Origin of the sequence: Dyadobacter sp. CY345, from assembly GCF_021502725.1 — a bacterium.
In the GTDB taxonomy this organism is placed as follows: domain Bacteria; phylum Bacteroidota; class Bacteroidia; order Cytophagales; family Spirosomataceae; genus Dyadobacter.
In genome coordinates, this window is record NZ_JAKFFS010000001.1 from 1,960,468 (window position 1) to 1,976,651 (window position 16,184).

General features: G+C 40.9%; 12 protein-coding genes. 5 read left to right on the forward strand and 7 right to left on the reverse strand.

The annotated features are described in order from the left end of the window. Window positions 1-24: 24 nt before the first annotated feature. A complete protein-coding gene (locus tag L0657_RS08360) occupies window positions 25-1,020 on the reverse strand; it encodes an alpha/beta hydrolase (RefSeq protein WP_235150129.1) in 996 nt (331 codons plus the stop codon). 550 nt (window positions 1,021-1,570) lie between these two features. Between L0657_RS08360 and L0657_RS08365 the strand changes: the two genes are divergently transcribed. The 3 genes from L0657_RS08365 to L0657_RS08375 all read left to right on the forward strand — a co-directional run bounded on the left by L0657_RS08365 (window position 1,571) and on the right by L0657_RS08375 (window position 3,936). After that, entirely contained in the window at window positions 1,571-2,431 is an 861-nt protein-coding gene (locus tag L0657_RS08365) for an AraC family transcriptional regulator (RefSeq protein WP_235150130.1), read from the forward strand. Between the two features lie 81 nt (window positions 2,432-2,512). Continuing rightward, window positions 2,513-3,307, forward strand: a complete 795-nt coding sequence (locus L0657_RS08370) for an inositol monophosphatase family protein (protein WP_235150131.1) — start codon at window positions 2,513-2,515, stop codon at window positions 3,305-3,307. Then, on the forward strand, window positions 3,304-3,936 hold the full coding sequence (locus L0657_RS08375) for an NAD(P)-dependent oxidoreductase (RefSeq protein ID WP_235150132.1): 633 nt from the start codon (window positions 3,304-3,306) through the stop codon (window positions 3,934-3,936). The genes L0657_RS08370 and L0657_RS08375 overlap by 4 nt, the downstream gene beginning before the upstream one ends. A 71-nt stretch (window positions 3,937-4,007) precedes the next feature. On the opposite strand, the gene L0657_RS28150 is transcribed toward L0657_RS08375, so the two are convergent. From L0657_RS28150 to L0657_RS08390, 4 genes are all read right to left on the reverse strand, one after another. Next, the gene (locus L0657_RS28150) at window positions 4,008-4,250 is read right to left on the reverse strand and encodes a hypothetical protein (protein WP_409015018.1); all 243 of its coding nucleotides are present in this window, start codon (window positions 4,248-4,250) and stop codon (window positions 4,008-4,010) included. Window positions 4,251-4,556: 306 nt separating this feature from the next. Further along, complete coding sequence (locus L0657_RS08380) at window positions 4,557-5,189, reverse strand: hypothetical protein (protein WP_235150133.1); 633 nt, start codon at window positions 5,187-5,189, stop codon at window positions 4,557-4,559. Window positions 5,190-5,590: 401 nt separating this feature from the next. Further along, on the reverse strand, window positions 5,591-6,031 hold the full coding sequence (locus tag L0657_RS08385; RefSeq protein ID WP_235150134.1) for a hypothetical protein: 441 nt from the start codon (window positions 6,029-6,031) through the stop codon (window positions 5,591-5,593). 812 nt (window positions 6,032-6,843) lie between these two features. Next, window positions 6,844-8,169: a Gfo/Idh/MocA family protein gene (locus L0657_RS08390; RefSeq protein ID WP_235150135.1), complete on the reverse strand. Its 1,326-nt coding sequence runs from the start codon at window positions 8,167-8,169 to the stop codon at window positions 6,844-6,846. A gap of 269 nt (window positions 8,170-8,438) precedes the next feature. Here L0657_RS08390 and L0657_RS08395 point away from each other — a divergent pair, with 269 nt between their 5' ends. Beyond that, window positions 8,439-9,542 (forward strand): serine hydrolase, encoded by a 1,104-nt coding sequence (locus L0657_RS08395; RefSeq protein ID WP_235150136.1) that lies wholly within the window; start codon window positions 8,439-8,441, stop codon window positions 9,540-9,542. Window positions 9,543-9,618: 76 nt separating this feature from the next. Here the strand turns inward: L0657_RS08395 and L0657_RS08400 are convergent, their stop codons facing one another. Together L0657_RS08400 and L0657_RS08405 are read right to left on the reverse strand one after the other, a co-directional pair. Further along, entirely contained in the window at window positions 9,619-10,545 is a 927-nt protein-coding gene (locus tag L0657_RS08400) for an AraC family transcriptional regulator (RefSeq protein ID WP_235150137.1), read from the reverse strand. A gap of 12 nt (window positions 10,546-10,557) precedes the next feature. Further along, entirely contained in the window at window positions 10,558-11,478 is a 921-nt protein-coding gene (locus L0657_RS08405) for an SDR family oxidoreductase (protein ID WP_235150138.1), read from the reverse strand. Between the two features lie 422 nt (window positions 11,479-11,900). Between L0657_RS08405 and L0657_RS08410 the strand changes: the two genes are divergently transcribed. Beyond that, window positions 11,901-16,103 carry a two-component regulator propeller domain-containing protein gene (locus L0657_RS08410; protein ID WP_235150139.1) on the forward strand — a complete coding sequence of 1,401 codons (4,203 nt, stop codon included), beginning with the start codon at window positions 11,901-11,903 and terminating at the stop codon, window positions 16,101-16,103. Window positions 16,104-16,184: the final 81 nt, after the last annotated feature.

The following is a 16,184-nucleotide window of genomic DNA, read 5'->3' on the forward strand; positions in this document are numbered from 1 at the left end:
GGTTTCCTTTGTAATCAGGAGTTACTAAACAAACAGATATTTTTTAAGCTCCGCAGAGGCGTGCAGGATCAGCGAACGGACAGGCGGCACAGTAGCCAGCGCATTCAGCAAGCCAAAATCGTGGATCATTCCATTGTAACGGATAGTTGTTACCGTTACGCCTGCCTCGTTCAATCGGCGTCCATAAGCCTCTCCCTGATCTCTCAGAATGTCATTTTCGGCCACCTGTATCAGGGCAGGAGGCAAATCGCTCAACTCTTCCAGAGAAGCCTGCAAAGGAGATACCAGTTTTTGCGCACGTTCTGCCGGATCTGTGGTATACTGGTCAAACATCCATTTCATTAATGGCGTTGTTAAAAAACGTTGCGCACCGTAAAGTGCGTAAGACTCGTAATCAAAACCAGCGTCGGTAACAGGCCACATCAGCACTTGCAGACTGATTTTCGGTCCGCCTTTTTCTTTTGCCATCAGGCTGGTTACAGTGCTCATATTCCCGCCCACACTGTTGCCAACAATAGCCAGACGGCTTCCATCTACACCAATCTCGCTTCCGTTTTCAGCCACCCATTTGGTTGCGGCGTAGATCTGGTTGATTGCTACCGGGTAATGCGCTTCCGGTGATGGTGTGTAATTGACAAATACCGCCACTGCACCTGATTCAACCACCAGGTCGCGGACCAGTCTTTTGTGCGTAGGGAAATCGCCCAGTATCCAGCCACCGCCATGCACGAAGATGAAAACCGGCAAAATTCCACTTACGCTGGTGGGACGGACAATGTTCAGGCTCACTTCCAGTCCTTCCGATACAATTGTTTTTTCAGAAACTTCGATACCGGAAAGGTCAACGTCCACAGATGCCTGCGCACCGATCAGCACCTGCCGTGCATCTTCTTTCGACAAGCTTTCCACAGGTGCTCCTCCGGAATTAAGCGATTTCAAAAAGTCTTTTACCTGACGGTCCAAATGCGTGTCTACGGCGTAATCAACAACTGCGTTTTCAAAAATGGTTGGGTTTTCCATGATGTTTTAGATTAGGTATGCTTAGTTATAGTTCTGTTATTTTTGATGTTGTGAAGTTATCACGCGGGGAAGTTTGTTGGTGGCAACATTCGTTGAACAGGCAGATTTGGTCGTTGGAGAGTTGGGCAGCGGTATTGACCGCTTATTCGGATTATGAAAATGGGAGAAATAGGTTTGCTGTTTAAATCCCTGTTTTGTCCTCTTTCAATATGTTTTTCCTTAAAAATAAATGGTGTGGTCAGAATACTATAAAATGGTTTTTAAAGATTTGATCATTTCAAGGATATTCTGATAAATTCTATCTTCTTCTTGTATGCCGGCAACCAGCTAACTGATGTATTGGCGCTTCCGTCAAATGACATTTAATTTCAAATTACCAAAAAATCAGTTTGTCGCAATCTGGTTTTTTGTATGGAAGACGAATAGTATTATTTGGCTTATACCTTTAACTTTGTTTTGCGACCTTCAACGATCCGTTTTATTTGTAAAGCCTTTGAAGTTAGCATCAATGGTATCAAGCTACCCTTAAAACTTAGTTCAAGGATTTCTTTTGAAAAACGAACAAAAAAATATTTCACACTTCAACATTTCACCGCTTGCCAATGCCGGTGTTCATGTTGTGAATATGCAAAATGAAATCAGGGAAGAACACAATATTTCAAAACCGCATAGAGATAACCACTTTTTAATAATGCTGGCTAACGGTGGAAATTTTAAACTCAGCATAGATTTTAAAGAAGTTTCATTTTCTGAATTGACCTTACTTTGTGTATTTCCGGAGCAGATACATCACATTATTGAAGTTCAAAAGCCTAACGGCTGGATTATTAGTTTTGACCCGGCAGTAGTTGACATAGAAGTTAAAGAGCTATTTGAACTCAGATTCCATAGCCCGATGTTCTTAGAGCCACAATCAGATTTTTATCTGCACTTAACCACCTTGCTTAATCTTATTGAAAAATCACAAGCAACGATCGTAAATAAATACAGCTCCAAATCTATTCACTCTTTACTTACAGCATTTTTATATTCGATTGCATGTAATCTTATTTTTACTTCGGCCACGGATAACACGAATCAGAACCGCAGTACAATAATCAAAGATACTTTTAACCAGTTACTGAAACAGCATTATAAAACATGGAAACAACCAGCTCAATATGCTTCTGAACTGGCGATATCGGTTTCACATTTGAACGATACCGTAAAAGCACTAACTGGTAGTTCTGTTTCGATTCATATTCAACAAGCATCTATTCTTGAAGCAAAACGCCAATTATATTATACAAGCAAAAGCGTAAAAGAGATTAGTTACGAAGTAGGCTATGACGAACCCGTTTACTTTGGGAAATTATTCAAAAAAATAACAAATCTTACTCCTCTTGAATTTCGGCAACAATTCCGTGATTAGGACTGTCATTCCCATCTCTGAGCCTATTCAAAGCTACAATTACGCTCTAATTTTGATCCATCAATAATTTAATAAACTAAGATGGAATTAAATAACAGCATCCCCATCATACTCGAAGCTATAAGAAAGGTTGGAACTGGTTTTCTCAAAGATTACAAACAAAAAGCAATTCCAGAAAACATTGAAGAACTCACTGCATCTTTGGCCGCCATCGACACAATTTGTTTGTCATCACTGAAAGCAGATTTAGCCAAAAATTTTCCAAATGCACCCTGGCAAATTGGCGATGAGTTTGATACAGAATCTCAGCGCAATCCGGTCATTGGTAGTGACTACTGGTTGTGTGATGCCATGGATGGAGCGATTCAATATTTGCAGCACATTGCAGGATGGACTATAAACCTGGTGCTGGTACGCGACGGGCAGCCATGTTTTTCTGTGATTTTTGACCCGTTGGCAAACGAAATGTTCTGGGCACAAGCAGGTGTAGGAGCATTTATGAATAACAAACCTTTAATGCCAGCCAAAAAAACAGACCTTTCTGTGATGTTAGCTGTTTTCGAATATGGACATGAGGATAAATCAACCAATAATTTAAATGACATCATTGGCGAATCGGTGACGGAATTAATCAAGACTTTTGGTATTGTCAGGAATTACGGCCCGCATGGCCTGCAACTGGCTTATGTTGGAGCCGGGAGAATTGATTTCTTTATTCAGCACGACTTGGATACTTACAACTGGATAGCGGGAATATTGATTGCGAAGGAAGCAGGTGCTGAAATATTGACCACCGCCGGAAATCCCTGGCAATGGGGAAGCGACAGCCTTCTGGTAACCACAAAGTCAACTGCTATTAAATTTCTAAATAAATGAAAATGAACTTAGCAATTATAGGTGCAGGTGCAGGTGTAGGATTATTGGCCGTAACACAAGCATTGGAAAACGGGCATCAGGTGACAGCTCTTTCAACCAATACGTCCGCAATTCCTCACCATTTCGCACTTATTAAAATAAATGGCAGTGCAACGTCAGTTGATGATGTCAAAAAAGCAATTCAGAACGCTGATGCAGTATTGATTACCATTGGAACTAAGAAAAAGAAAGGAACTACTCTTTTCTCAGACATGGCAAAAGCGGTCATAACAGCTATGACTGAACTGGACAGCAAATCACCTGTATTGGTAATATCAGGTTTTGGTGTGGGAGAAGGTATAAAACACACTGGTTTAATGATGAAAGTCGTGATAAATCTTTTTCTTAAAGACCAGTATAAAGACAAAGGATTAATGGAAAGTCTTTTTGCGAAAAGTAATGTGAGCTGGGAAATGGTACAACCTGGTATGCTTACTGATGGTATACTGACAAAAAATTATGGAGTGTTTCCTGCATTTACAAAAGGCAAAAAAGTCGGAAAAATTTCAAGAGCAGACCTTGCCCATTACCTAATAACCGAAGCGGAAAGTCCACGAAATATAAACCGGTATGTGGCCTTAACCTATTAAAGGCATTTGAAATGAATTCTTTCTCAAAGACTAAAAAAGGATTGTTTGTTTCGTTGGGTTTTAAAGAAATTTTATCGATAACGGAAGCGTATTTTACAAAAAAGCTTTTTTAGTGCTGTGTTGTTGAAAAACAGCATTGTACTACGATAGTTGTTGTTAATGGGAAGTTTTTCGGTTATCAAACAATTTCCAGAAGAAAGTACCGCAAATTGGTCGTCTGTAATTGTCGTTTTGTTATCAGCGTAATACACAACTTTTTTGCCTTGTTCCAAAAATGAAACAAGATTTTGTGGAGGAAAGATTTTGTTTCTCAATGCTTATCAGTCCGAACCGTAATCGGATATGACGAATGGGGCCATTTTTAGATTCTATCCGTGAGTTGATGTTGTGTTCGATCGTTTAATTATTGCACATCACGAACAAGGCTTTCGGCAGGTGGGGCTTTGAAACTCGCGCGTCCCTAAGTAATTTGATGCAAATTGTTGATTTTCAATTTCTTATAAATTATCAAAATGCTGCCGTCCGCCGAAACAACAGCACAATTAGATTTCTAGTGCTCAATTTATCACCTCAGTCCTCACTTGCCACTAACCTATGTTGAGAGCAGTTTTTCTTGTCCGTCAGTATGGGCTTTTCATTGTTTTCGAGTTCGAAGGTAACGTAAAAAATGAATTGTCAAGTTTCATCTCTGTTATACTTGTTGCAGTACTTTCTAATGAAAATTGTGCGTTCTCAATTACTGATTTCAGAGGTAACGAATTTGATTTAGAAACAAAGTCATACCAATTTCCGAATTTATGATTTACAAAAGCTTTGCTGTCTACTGAGAACTTGGAATTGAAATAGTATTTTTGAACTCCATTCTTACAAGTCAACACCAATTCGTCGCACTTGTATCCAAGTATGTCAATGATGCCTTTGTTAAGTTCATATTTTATAACTTCATCTGGGTTTGTCGATCCGTCATTCCACAAAAATGCTTCAGCGTTCGCCATTTTTGTGTAAAGTTTATTTTCGCTGTTTATATAATATTGTGACTGAAATAACGTCCCATTTGCTACTGATTTGTAGTTGCCATTTTTTATAAAATATTCTTGTGTCGCGCCCATCATTGAAGTAAATTGATCGTCTGCAATATTTGGTATTTTACTTTTATAAGAGTTTGTGTAGATTACTTTGCCTTCAAATGTCTGCGCGAATGAAGTAATAGATGTTAAAAATGTTGTAACAAAAATCAATAATGTTTTTTTCATTTTTTTCATTGTTATTTTGTTAATATTCGATTTGAGTTTCTTGGTCCTGTTATATTTCGAAGAATAATGAAGTCTCTTTTTTATTATTAAACGTTTCAATTTTTACTCATCAGTCAGGCGGATAATAGCCGATTACTCATTTTTTTGTTTAAATTATATTGAGCATCTTTTATGTCCGATGTTTTTATTACAAAATTTGTACTGCTTATTTCAGTCAGACTGCCATTTAAAAAATCTACATTTTCAATCTTCTGTAAATAACTGTTTTTAGATAAGAATATGGATTTGTCAATTCGCTTTTAATTGGCGTAGTGGCGGATTACGGACTATAAACCTGTCAATTCAATATAAATGTTGGTGCGTGGTAGAATGTTTAGTTAACCACGAAAACCACCTTTGACCTAAACGCCTGCTGGCGCAAGTGGTTCGATTGATTCGCTTTCGCTGTTAATTTGTTGTATTAAAAAATGTTGTCCAAATGTAAGCTTTTTTGCCAGTGCGCTATTCGGTTCTATTGCTCTCCAAAAAGGTGTAATTTCGTCTAAACTTTTTCCTTGCTGCAATTTTTCATAATTTGCTTCTGCTACGATTCGTAAGAATAATCCTGTTGTTACGGGGCACGTGTAGTCTGCATTATGTTCCAATGCGAGGTCTTTCCGTAAATTTTTTATTTCAATACGTTTTCCAAAACCAATTTCTCGAATATACTGATCGATTAGTTGCGGTGTTGCGATAAACATATTACTTCCTGCCGGTATATCAGCAAAATCATATTCAGTTCGTTTTATTTTTGGATCTTTTTTATCATTCAATTTATCAAGCCAGCTTTTTTTCTTTGCCATTTTATCCTTCTGATTTGGTGTTTAAATTGGTCCTAAAAATATTCATTGTTTTGTCAAGGTCAATGAAAATTAAATTCAAAACCCTCAATATGGATTGTCAATAGTAACTACTTCTTTGAATTCTTGGTGGTGTTAGTTGAAGTCCTTCAAGAGAACTATCTCAAGATTATTCTCAATGAAATATTTTGCTCTTTTCAAACTTTCAAAATATGTCTTTTTCGTTTCCTTCATTTTGTCTGTCGGGTGTGTTTTTTAATCACTACTGCCAACGTTGCATTTACGAAAGATATGGCGAACTTTTTGAATACGTCTGCGTTAAGTATTGATATTATCTGACAGCATTTATGTGAATACAGGCTTTGAAAATGTTTTGTAGCATGGAATTTGCTTAAAGTTATTTTTTACAAACTGCTGATGCAACTCGGTTCTTCTTTATGCTGTCTCTCAAAAAGTCAGTCGGCAGATTTTTTAGATCGTTTTATAGAACACGGAGCGTGAGGATTCGGATGTTGTCTTTGTTCATCAAAGATGTAGTATAAAATTCCTTCGCCGTCCAATTTAATTGTTGCTGATCAGAGTCTGATTTGTTTAAAATAGGATAGATCGGTATTTTCGCCTTCGCAGATAAATTAAACATTACCTTAAATTCACATCTTTTATTTTCGGTTTGACTGCCTGATTTAAACCACACCCCCAAACCAAAAAAATCCCCCACAAGCCAAAGCCCGCAGGAGATTTTCAAAACTTAAAAACCAGAATTGGAAACCAAAAATGAAAAATAGCAACTCAAAATCCTTATTTATTCCAACAGCCTAGAACTTCCGATAAACCCCACCCAAATATTGGTTAGCATCTTCCTCTGCAAACTGCGCCTTTTTAGCATCCCAGTGTAATGTTTTATTTGGGAAACGGCCGGCGATTACGCCCAGCAAAATAGTTTCCGTAAGGCGGGAAGCGTAAGAGAAAGGCGCGCTGCATGTCGCTTTGCCCAAACAAGCATCCACAAATTCATGGTAATGTTTGTGTACCTCCGAGCTATACTCACGGACAGGTTCGCTCAATTTGAATGGCGTGATATCGATTTCCTTATAGGCACCGTCAACGATCAGTTTCGGCATTACCTGGAAATGCGGCAGATACAATCTCCCTTTTTCTCCAATGAACATCGCTCCCTGGTCGTGCAGATCAGCACCGTCCGGAAGCATCAGATCTTCGCGTTGCTTGTCTGCGCCCACGCCATCATACCAGACCCATTTCAGGGTATCCGCAGTATATTTTGTGCCCGGAAATTCATATGTAACCATGTTTTTTTCAGGGTATCCAAATCCGTTCGGTTTTCTGCAATTGTTGGTGATCGTTCTTGGCACATCCAGTTGCAAAGCGTTATACGGTGTGTCAAAAATATGCACACCCATATCACCCAACGTAGCACAGCCATAATCAACAAGCTTGCGCCAGTTGCCAGGATGGTAGAAACCGTCTTTATAAGGTCTTTCTGCGGAAGTACCTTGCCACAAATTCCAGTCCAGGTTGGCTGGTACTGGATCGCTGGTTTCCGGAACGGGGCCATTGTAACCCCAGTTTTTGGGCGACCAGGCTCTTACAGTATGTACTTTCCCGACAATTCCGGATTGGATCAGCAAAGTGGCCAGTTTGTAGTCATAAAAAGAATGCACCTGAATACCCATCTGGGTTACCAGTTTTTTGTCTTTGGCCATTTTATCCATCGCCCTTGCTTCTTTTACGTAATGCGTCAGCGGCTTTTGGCAATAAACAGGTTTATTCATTTCCATGGCCATGATCGATGCCGGCGCGTGGGTGTGATCCGGCGTAGACACAATCACAGCATCGATATCCTTGCTCATTTCTTTAAGCATCACGCGGTAATCCTTGTACGTTTTTGCATTCGGAAATTTGGTTTTTACCTCCGCCAAAACATTGGCATCAACATCACAAAGTGCAACCACATCCACGTTGCTATGAGTAGATATGGACGCCAGATCCGCCTGGCCCATTCCACCTAAACCGATATGCGCAGTTCTCAGACGTTTGTCGGCAGAAAATGCCCATGATTCAGCAGGTATCATGGCAAGGGAAGATAAGGCGGCTGCATTTTTTAGGAACTCTCTTTTATTCATGAATTGAAAGGTTAAATTATTTTGGGGTTAGAAATAAGGTATATAAAGTGCATATAAAAACTTATCGGTTTGATAAATATATAAGTTTAACCAACACAGTTTCGAAAAACCTTAAAATTGAGCTGTTTTTGGGTGAATTCCAAAGACGTAAATAAATATTGTCTGGCTAACCATTAAACATCCTGATCTTACCACTCATGTAAATGGTTATGCAAGGTACTTGGTAATATAAATATCTTCAATAATTCAAAACATTATCCTTATCAAACATGCGTAAAATACATCTTCTCCTTTTATCTCTTACTTTGTTTTTTTGCCAGGTAAACGCTCAAACTTCGGATGCGCTCATAAGCAGACTAGGGGAGGAGTATATCAAATCGCCTGAGGCTATTGGACTTTCTATTGCCGTATATCATCTTGATAAGGCCAATTATTACAATTTTGGAACAACTGAAAAAGGTAAAGACCAACCAGCCACAGCTGCCACGGTATATGAGATCGGTTCAATAACTAAGACCTTTGTCAGCACCTTATTGGCTTTTGCAGTTACAGAGGGCAAAGTAAAGTTGGATGACGATATTCGCAATTATCTTCCGGGGGATTATTTAAATTTAGCCTATCAGGGTGAAGCAGTCAAGCTGGTCCATTTGGCAAACCTGACCTCTGAACTACCCAACTGGCTACCCGATAAACCGGAAGTGTTTCAGGGAATCGCCTCGGATTCAATTCCTTACGTGCTATTAGATTTGCATAAAAATTACACGCAACAAGACTTTTATCGTGACTTGAAGTCTGTTCAATTGAAGTCTGCTCCCGGAAAGAATATTCGGCACTCGAACGTAGCTGCTCAGTTGTTAGGATTCATTCTGGAACACGTGTATCAAAAGCCGCTTGAACTCCTTGTTAAGCAATATATTACGCAACCGCTCGGGATGAATCAAACGAACTTCGTCATTTCTCAAACAAAGCCAATGGCAAAAGGATACGATGCCAAGGGGAACACGATGCCCTACGTCACGATGAAGGATAGTCAGGGGGCAGGCGGCCTGACCTCAACTGCCGAGGACATGATAAAATATATCAGATTTCAACTCAATGAAACCAATAGCGCAGTGATGTTAAGTCATCAAAAAACAGTTGAAGGTCCTAAGAACTTCGTGGGCTTGAACTGGCAATTAGGCAACACGGATACAGGCAACCGGAAAATCTGGCACACGGGTGGCACCTTTGGTTTTAGCAGTTACGTTGTAATTTATCCTGAAAGTAAATTAGGTATCGTGGTATTGGCTAACGAGTCTGACGGAATGACTCAAAATAAACTGGTCAATATTGCCAGCCAGATTGGTGATAGTCTGACAAATGCAACGAAATGATGTTACTTTTGAAAAGTACACATAAGCTGAGACGAGGTTGATCCATGACCGCTATACGAGAGAAATAGCCATCATTCTAGTTAAACGCTTCCCTGAATGCCAATGGCGATTGGTTGGTTTTCGACTTGAACAATTTGCTAAATGATTGGGGATGTTCAAAGCCTAATTTGTATGCGATTTCACTCACAGACAAATTGGTTGTTGAAAGCTGTTGTTTGGCTTTTTCAATCAGCTTTTCATGTATATGCTGTTGGGTTGTAAGGCCGGTAAGGGTTTTAAGTAACCCGCTGAGATAATCAGAGGATACGTGCAGCTGCCCGGCAAGGTAGCTGACGGACGGTAAACCTTTTTCCGTAATATCCACATCATCAAAATAGCTGACCAGTTCCTGATTGAGGCGGTCAAGTATCTGATGATTTGTGATACGCCGTGTCAGGAATTGGCGTTCGTAGAAACGTTCAGAATAGTTGAGCAAAGATTCGAGCTGTGTAATAATGATATCGTGAGTAAACTTATCAAGATTATTATGATACTCCTGGCTGATGTTTCCGATGATTTGCATCAGTGTAGCTTCTTCTTTGTCCGACAGAAACAAGGCTTCATTGACAGAATAATCAAAAAACGGATATTGTTTGATCTTGTTGGTCAAAGCAGTATTCCACATAAAATCGGGATGGATCAGCAGCATCCAGCCTGATTGATCGGGAGAGCTATACTTTTGAGGAGCAAACCCTGTAATCTGGCCTGGCGACATAAAGCTGAGCACGCCTTCATCAAAATCGTATACCTGCTGCCCATATTTAACTTTTACCGGCGATTTAAAGTTTTTTTTCAGTGATATATTATAAAAACCATACAAAACACTTCCCGCAAATCCTGCCGGAATTTCTTCGAACGGTCCAATTTCGATGACACTGATTAATGGATGTTCAGGGCTTGGCAGGCCCAGCAATTTGTGAAACTCGCTGATGGTTTCAATCTGGTGTGGTTGATTCTTTTCCATTATACAAATATGCTATTTTTTCCGATATACCATGAATGCCTGCTCCACAGCCTGATTGTAGGAAATCGGCTGGCGCGGCAGCAGTTTTCTTATTGCAGCAGGATCTCCAATCAAATCTTCTCCCAGGCCATCCAATGCACCTTTTATGGAACCTTTCGGTGCTTTGGAAAGGCGTTCGATCAGCGGTGCTGCGAAACGTAAAGCTGCCAACGGAATGTGAATCTTCCGGGGATGACGATGACCAATTACATCAGCGGCAGCGTCAATGAATTGATCACTAGTCAGGACGTCGTCACTGCCCACCTCGTAGCACTTACGGTATGCGTCCTGTTTATTTAATACGCCGATAAGAATATACACCAGATCATCGATTGCGATGCAGCGAAGCTTGTTGCGCCCGTTGCCAACTACAAACGCTGTATTTTTCTGCGCATTTGCGAGCACCATATTAAATCCCAATCCACCGATACCGACGATCATCCCTGGTTGTATCACCGTAACATCGAGACTAGTGTTCAAAAGATATTGTTGTATTTTCGACCGCCCCTGCGTCCATGCATCTTTGGAATCTTCCGAAATTCCCAATGATGTAACGTAGATCACGCGACGAACGTTTTGCATTTGACAAGCCTTAACAATATTTTGAATACCATTCATTTCAATGTCCATAAAACCCTGATCGGCAGTGCCGGCGTGTTGCGGTGCCAGCGTATGTATGGAAATGTAAACGGCGTCCATGGATTCAAGCGCTCCCTGAATGGATGAAAAATCGGTGATATCACCTTTAACAATCTCACAGCCGCTGTCAGCGAGTTCTTTTACTTTATCAGGGTTGCGAACGAGGCAACGTACCAAATATCCATCTGCCAATAATTGACGAACTAAATAACCACCTACAAAACCCGACGCACCAATAACCAATATCCTTTTCATATCTTATGTTTTTTATTTATACAAAGCTCCTTAAAATGCCATGGAACGGTTGTAGTCAAATCCGGTTTAATTGTAGCCGAAAACAGTATTGCCATTTAAATACTTAGAACGATTTGGCTGGTTTGTAATCAAGGAGTAGGGCCAATGCTGTTTGTTCTGTAACATTTAATCAAATTCCGATCTTCCGAATTCTGTCCACTTTCAAATACTCTTTGCAAATTGATTCAACGTTTATTCTGTCGCGGTGAATACTTAAAGCCTTTGAACACGACAGCGAAGGTGTTGAGAAAAAACCTGTTTCCATTTGAATATTCCAAAGTATATTTGTAATATTTATTCGTAAGGTGATCGAAAATATGTAATATTACATCGACATGTTAAAACATGATTTGTTTGGACAGGTATCGAAATCTCGAAATAATTTGAAAGTTCTCTATAATTTTCTTCTTCCGTTTTTACTACTGCTCTGGCCAGTGTTGTCGGTAGGGCAAGGCCTGGGATTTCGGCAGTTGACTACAAGCCGCGGATTGTCACAAAGCCATGTGGGATCCATTTTAATGGATAAAAAAGGCTTCATGTGGTTCGGTACTGATGACGGGCTAAATCGCTATGACGGATACACTTTCAAACATTACAAGCATGAGCCGAGTGATACCAGCAGCATCGACGATAGCTATATCAATCATATTCTTGAAGATCGTGGCGGCCAGTTGTGGGTGGCAACTTCTGGCGGGCTGAACTTATTTGACCGGGGAGGAGAAAAATTTAAAAATTTCAAAAGTATACTGGGAAGGCGCGCAGTTAACAAAATATTTCAGGATCGCAGCGGCAGGTTGTGGCTGGGAACTGATAATGGCCTTGTTCTATTTGATGCTAACAAAGGTAGCGCAAGGTCATTTTTGCGTAGTAACGGTGCGAACGGAAACTATAAAAAACCACTGAACATATCAGGCATTGCTGAAGACGACGATGGGCAATTGTGGATTGGTTCGGATATTGGTCTCTACAAGTTTGATCCCAAATCATTAAAATACAGGGCTTATTTTTCAGGAAACGATAGTGGCGCGCTCAAATCAAGCTGGATAAAAGTATTATACAAAGATACAGACCATAACATCTGGGTCGGCACACGTGGCGGCGGACTTTCGGTAATGAAAGCGGGTTCCAATTCTTTCAAAACCTATCAATATAACCCGTCAGATAGCCAAAGCATATCCCATAATGATATTCTTTCCCTGATGCAGAACCAGGACGGCAAGTTATGGGTCGGCACAGAAAATGGCGGCATCAGTATTTACAATCCATTAACTGATAACTTTGACAGAATAACGCATATTGAAGGTGATAATACCGCCCTGAGTGATAATTCCGTGTATTGCATTTACAGGGACCGGCTGCAAAATGTATGGGTAGGCACATTTTCAGGCGGGGTAAATTTTTTATCTCATTTTAGAAAGAAATTTTCGACATTCCGGAAAACCAATTCTTATAATAATGCGCTGAGCAATAATCTGGTTCTGTCGATTTGCGGCGATAACGATCCCGATAAAATCTGGATAGGCACCGATGGGGGAGGGCTGAATTCCTTTGACAGAAAAACCAAGCAATTTAAGGCTTACCGGCATGATCCGGCCAATAAGAATACGCCAAGTAACGATTATGTTATATCCATTGTTAAAGTCTCGGAGAGCGTTCTTGGACTGGCTTACCATATGGGCGGGTTTGACCTGTTTAATACAGTTACCGGCGTTTTTGAGCATCATATGCCAGTTGCCGGAGATCCTGGCAGCCTGATCACGTCGGATATTAATAATATTTTTAAAGATCGAAGCGGTGGCATTTGGCTTGGGACCTGGAAGGGAGGGCTTGAATTTTACGATACCCAGACGGGTAGGATTACTCACTATCAGCATGATCCGGAAGACAGCAGAAGCATCAGCGGGAATATTGTCACCAAAGTTTTTGAAGACCAAAGCGGCAAGTTATGGGTTGGCACCTATGAAGGGCTGAATCTTTTTGACCGGCAGTCAAAACGGTTTACGCGGTACCAGGCCAAAACAAGCGATTTAAATTCCTTATCCAGCGATAAAATTCAGACCATTCAGCAATCCCGCGATGGCAACCTTTGGGTAGGGACCCTGGGCGGCGGGCTTAACCATTTTGACCCTATAAAAAACAAGTTTACCGTCTTTACAGAAAAACAGGGACTGGCAAGCAATGTGATATACGGGATCATGGAAGATAAAAAAGGTCACCTATGGCTAAGTACAAATAACGGGATCAGTGATTTTGATCCGAAGAATAAAAGTTTTAAGAATTATGGTCTTGCCGACGGCTTACAGGGCAATGAATTCAAAAGCAACTCTTTTTTTCAAAGTCAGGATGGCGAAATGTTTTTTGGCGGGGTAAGGGGATTTACAGCTTTTTTTCCGGATAAGTTGACCGACAATACGCAGGTACCTCCTGTTTACATCACTAGTTTTTCAGTATTTAATAAGCCGGTTGCAATAGGTGAAGATTCCCCGCTCGTCACCAGTGCCAGTGAGACCAGGCAGATTAATCTCACTTACGAGCAGTCTGTATTTTCTTTTGAATTTTCTGCATTAAACTTCACAATGCCAGAGAAAAACCAATATGCTTATCAGTTAAAAGGTTTTGACAAGGACTGGACATTTAGTGGTACATCCAGGAAGGCCACTTACACCAATCTGGATCCGGGGAACTATATATTTTGTGTGAAGGCGGCTAACAATGATGGCCTGTGGAACAATCAGGGGACGCAGGTACGTGTCCATGTCGAAGCGGCTTTCTGGCAAACGCTTTGGTTTAAACTTGCGATGGCAGCTTTATTTGCCGGATTGATGCTTGGTTTATACCTGCTTCGCATGCGTATCCTTAAAGAGCAAAAAGCTGTACTGATTAATCAGGTTGAAGAAAGGACAAAAGAAATCAGCAGGCAAAAACAGGAAATTCTTGCTCAGTCTGATCGTTTGCGCCAATTGAACAGTGAGCTACAAACCCAGTATCATCAGGAGCATCTGGCGCGTCAGGATGCTGAAAAGGCAAACCAGGCTAAGAGCATTTTTTTAGCGACAATGAGCCATGAAATCCGAACGCCAATGAACGGCGTAATGGGTATGGCTATGCTGCTTTCGCATACTGCACAAACATCGGAACAGGCAGAATATACAAATACGATCGTCAAAAGTGGCGAAAGCTTGTTGACAGTAATTAACGACATTCTTGATTTTTCAAAAATTGAGTCTGGAAACATTGAACTGGAATCGATTGATTTTGACCTTCGCGAGTGTATAGAAAGCGTACTGGATTTGTTTGCATCCAAAGCCGCGGAGGTTGGCTTGGATTTGGTGTATGAAGTAGAAGCTGGTGTTCCGGCGCAGATTAACGCCGATAGTCACAGAATACGGCAGGTGTTGATCAATTTGGTCGGCAATGCCATCAAATTCACTACGGAGGGGGAGATACTGATCGGTGTTAAACTTCTCAAACAGCTGGATGACAAACAGGTGGAATTGGAATTTACCGTCCGTGACACGGGCATTGGCATACCCGAAGACAAGCTTGATAAGCTTTTTGTGGCTTTTTCACAGGTAGATTCTTCGCATACCCGAAAATATGGAGGGACCGGCCTTGGGCTGATTATTTCTCAGCGCCTTGTTGGTTTGATGGGCGGTGGTATACGGGTGGAGAGTGTTCCGCAAAAGGGCTCTTGTTTTTATTTTACGATCCTTGTCCAGGTTGCAACACAGTCCACCAGGCAGTACGTTTTTCTGAGTTCCCAAATTAATGAGGGCAAATCTGTCCTGATTGTTGACGACAACAAGACGAACCTGCGAATTTTACAACTCCAAATGCAGCAATGGAAGTTAGACGCGACACTGGCTTCTTCGGCGCAGCAGGCACTTTTGCATTTAGGAAGTGGGACATCTTTTGACCTGGTCATAACAGACCAACAGATGCCTGATATGGATGGGATCGAGCTAGCAACGAAAATCAGGAATGGACATCCGGAATTGCCAATTATTCTGTTAAGCTCTGTCGGAGATGACTCAGCAAGAAACGAAAAAGTCCTTTTCTCAGCGGTCTTAACCAAACCAGTGAAGCACAGTCTCCTTGCTAAAACGGTGCAGATGGTTTTGAAATCTAACGGTGTGACACTACCTGTTCTAACACAGAGCGTTTCTTCCAGTCTTTCACCTGAGTTTGGTCAGCATTATCCCTTACATATCTTATTGGCAGAAGACAATGTGGTTAACGAAAAACTTTTCGTAAATATTCTCAAAAAATTGGGCTACCAACCAATCGTTACCCGCGACGGTCAGCAGGCTTACGAGCAAGTGAGCAGCCAACAGTTCGACGTGGTTTTTATGGATGTGCAAATGCCTATACTGGATGGATTGGAGGCAACCAGAAAAATCAGAAACACGGATATGGAACAGCCTTTTATTATTGCTATGACAGCAAATGCCATGCAGGAAGACCGGGAAGCTTGCATACAGGCAGGAATGGACCATTATTTATCGAAACCAGTACGGATCGAAGAAATCAAAATTGCATTGGAAAGAGGTCATTCACGGTTAAAGCTATCAAAAGCAAAATCCTGACCAGATTTGAAAATGTTATCGCAAATGCGAAAAAGTGCGGCAAATTAAAAGCTTTTATCGTGCCGTTTTTCATTTGAAACA

What these genes read in the sequence shown, in the direction of transcription:
- L0657_RS08360 (WP_235150129.1), bottom strand. Translation starts at nt 1,020, where the DNA reads ATGGAAAACCCAACCATTTTTGAAAACGCAGTTGTTGATTACGCCGTA.
- L0657_RS08370 (WP_235150131.1), top strand. Translation starts at nt 2,513, where the DNA reads ATGGAATTAAATAACAGCATCCCCATCATACTCGAAGCTATAAGAAAG.
- L0657_RS08375 (WP_235150132.1), top strand. Translation starts at nt 3,304, where the DNA reads ATGAAAATGAACTTAGCAATTATAGGTGCAGGTGCAGGTGTAGGATTA.
- L0657_RS08380 (WP_235150133.1), bottom strand. Translation starts at nt 5,189, where the DNA reads ATGAAAAAAACATTATTGATTTTTGTTACAACATTTTTAACATCTATT.
- L0657_RS08385 (WP_235150134.1), bottom strand. Translation starts at nt 6,031, where the DNA reads ATGGCAAAGAAAAAAAGCTGGCTTGATAAATTGAATGATAAAAAAGAT.
- L0657_RS08390 (WP_235150135.1), bottom strand. Translation starts at nt 8,169, where the DNA reads ATGAATAAAAGAGAGTTCCTAAAAAATGCAGCCGCCTTATCTTCCCTT.
- L0657_RS08395 (WP_235150136.1), top strand. Translation starts at nt 8,439, where the DNA reads ATGCGTAAAATACATCTTCTCCTTTTATCTCTTACTTTGTTTTTTTGC.
- L0657_RS08400 (WP_235150137.1), bottom strand. Translation starts at nt 10,545, where the DNA reads ATGGAAAAGAATCAACCACACCAGATTGAAACCATCAGCGAGTTTCAC.
- L0657_RS08405 (WP_235150138.1), bottom strand. Translation starts at nt 11,478, where the DNA reads ATGAAAAGGATATTGGTTATTGGTGCGTCGGGTTTTGTAGGTGGTTAT.